The organism is Psychrobacter sp. (assembly GCF_036731945.1).
In the GTDB taxonomy this organism is placed as follows: Bacteria; Pseudomonadota; Gammaproteobacteria; order Pseudomonadales; family Moraxellaceae; genus Psychrobacter.
In genome coordinates this window covers 1-2,766 of sequence record NZ_DAINDI010000014.1, presented here as the reverse complement: position 1 = coordinate 2,766, position 2,766 = coordinate 1, and the positions used below count along the sequence as shown (strand labels likewise).

Genomic DNA, 2,766 nt, shown 5'->3' with positions numbered 1-2,766 from the left:
TTGTTAGTTTTTTAATTATTAGTCATAGCAATAAATATGCATAGTTTTTGATTATGGTTTTTTAAGCATGCAAAGTCTGTAAGAAAAAGGATATCAACACTATAAATATGTAAGTTTGAAAAAGATAAAGGAGATAAAGTATTAAATGTAAGGCGATTTAAGAGCAGTGCTTATACACAATCTTTATAATGGTAAGCGGATATACGAGGGCTGCTGCCATAGTTTTCATTGTTGCATAAGAATTTATCGAAGCGAGTGTCACCATTGATGTAGCGGTGCATCCAAGCAATACCCGGTTTACTGAGTAATATCTCATTAAAGCGATAGCTTGGACAAAAGTGGCTGCCGTTTTTTATTTCAATCTTCATTTTTGGCCCAGCAGCATGATTATAAAACGGACTACTGTACTTCTTATTAGAGGCAATGCGGTCATTTTGGCAGGTAATAAATAACGCGGGCGTGTCCATAATGCCGTAGTCTTTATCATGATAGGGCGTTTGCGGAATAATGGCGCGAACATCACTGCGCTGGGTTGCTAACTGCAGCGCGCCACCACCACCCATTGACCAACCGATGGCGCCTAAACGTGTGCTATCTATTTGCGCACCCACCGTACTATCGCTAAGAATATGATCGAGCGCAGCGCTCAACTGCGTTGCACGGCTATTTGGGTCATCATAAATAGAGTTGGTATCGATAGTAATCACCACAAACCCCCAAGATGCCAGACGCGGACCCCACCATTTAATAGACGCTTCGTAAGACACATAACCGGGAATCACTGCGATGCCGCCTAACAGACCACAGTCTCCAGCATTGGTAGGATAATGAATGGTGCCGCCGCCAAAGCCATTGGCCAGCTGACGGGGAACGGCTTTACTCGCCACCGTAAAAGGACCATTATCACGCGTAGCTGACAGCTTAGCTGCGGTAATCACACTATCGGCAATACAGTTCGATGTAGAGGCAACTGCGGTTGTGGTAGGTAAAAGTGCTTTACTTGCAGGTACTTTGGTTAATGGCAATTTAGTTAATAGTGCTTCTGTTGAAGGTATTTTGGTTGCTAAGGTAGTTGGTAAGGTAACGGTTGATTGCTCTTTAATTGAAAGGGTTTGAATTGAGTCTGTTGGTTGTGCTGCGACTGCTACCATATTCACAGAAACAATCAGTATGCCAGTTAGGGTAATCAATCTTAGATAAAAAGGGTTGTTTAACATGATAAAGGGTCTGTTAGATGAAGGTTTTTTTAAAAGCAAAGCAAAATAATAGTAGAGAGTAATCTATTCACTGTCAAAAATATCAGTCACCTCTACAGTGCTAAAGCGGCATTTAAAAAACTGGCGTGAATAACACACCGAAACCTGAGTCTGGTATTTGCTGTGATAAAATCACCAATCAGCCATCTTTTTATAGTCAGTTATAAGTTTTATGCGAGGCATGATGTAATTGCTACCACTTATTTCTATCACCCATGTGCCATTTAGTATGAGCCAGAACAATTCAGCTCTAGCTAAAAAAAGCACTCAATATAGTCAGTCATACTTTGAATAATAATATAAATAACAGTATAAATAATGATAGCAATGTTCATGGCAAAGCCGCTGGTATTAGCCAAGATAACAGCGTCAGCAATCAATGTGTCAACACGCCCTTTGACGCGCCTTCATGGGTGCTCAAGCTGACGATTGGCTTGATTGGGATGTTTGCTTTTTTGCAGGTTTATTCTATTCAAGCTATTTTGCCAGTCTTGATGATGGATTTCACCGCAACTGAGGTGCAGGCGGGCATGATTGTCGGTGCCACCATATTGGCGATTGCTATCATGTCGCCATTTTTGGGCATGCTGTCTGATGCGGTAGGACGCAAGTCATTCATCGTTGGAGCATTATTGTTTTTAGCGATACCCACTGCGTTAATTGCCCAAAGTCCGAATATCGGCTGGATGGGCATGTGGCGCTTTATGCAGGGATTGTCTGTGCCCGGTATTACGGTGGTGACGATTGCTTATATCGGTGAAGAGTTTGAGGGACGCGCGCTCACTGAGCTGATGTCATTTTATGTGTCGGGCTCAGTGCTCGGCGGCTTTATGGGGCGCTTTTTACTTGGGCACTTGCATGAGCTTATTGGTTGGCGCGCAGGATATTATGTGATGGCAGGTATGACGCTGATCGGGGCGCTGTGGGTGGGTAAAATGCTGCCCGCATCACGGCACTTCGTTGCTAATCCCAACTTTCGCTCAGCCATGCAGACCCTCGATGAGCATTTGGTCAATCGCTATGTCGTCACTTCCTGTTTGCTTGGTGCTTGCGTGTTGTTCTCGTTGGTTGGCTGTTTTACCTTTATTAATTTACATTTGGCCGATACACCTTATGAATTAAGCACAGGTGCGCTTGCCAATATTTTTGCGGTGTATTTAATTGGCGTTGTCATCACCCCATTATCGACGACGTTGCTGCGCCGCTTTGGTTCGGCACGTACGGTTCGCGTGGCAGTTATTATCTCGATGCTCGGCGTGCTCTTAACGCTAGTGACACCGCTTTGGGGTATAGTATTAGGACTTGCCATCATGTCCAGTGGCGTCTTTATTACCCAAGCGGCCACCATCAGCTATATTGCGGTCAATGTCAAAAAAGGACGCTCATTGGCCTCAGGCTTATATTATATGGGCTATTACGCAGGTGGCACAATAGGTGCGTGGCTCTGCGGCATCGCTTACGCGCGTGGACAATGGTCGCTGACGGTTTGGTTATTATTGTTTGTGCAAGT

Annotated in this window: 2 protein-coding genes; one reads left to right on the top strand and one right to left on the bottom strand. The window is 44.3% G+C overall.

Annotated features, from left to right (window positions below):
- Nucleotides 1–170 precede the first annotated feature (170 nt).
- Nucleotides 171–1,217: a dienelactone hydrolase family protein gene (locus tag V7D75_RS04365; protein ID WP_333613558.1), complete on the bottom strand. Its 1,047-nt coding sequence runs from the start codon at nt 1,215–1,217 to the stop codon at nt 171–173.
- A 482-nt stretch (nt 1,218–1,699) separates the two neighbouring features.
- Here V7D75_RS04365 and V7D75_RS04360 point away from each other — a divergent pair.
- Nucleotides 1,700–2,766: MFS transporter (locus V7D75_RS04360; RefSeq protein ID WP_333613596.1), on the top strand; the 1,067-nt coding region annotated here is incomplete at its 3' end.

What these genes read in the sequence shown, in the direction of transcription:
- V7D75_RS04365 (WP_333613558.1), bottom strand. Translation starts at nt 1,217, where the DNA reads ATGTTAAACAACCCTTTTTATCTAAGATTGATTACCCTAACTGGCATA.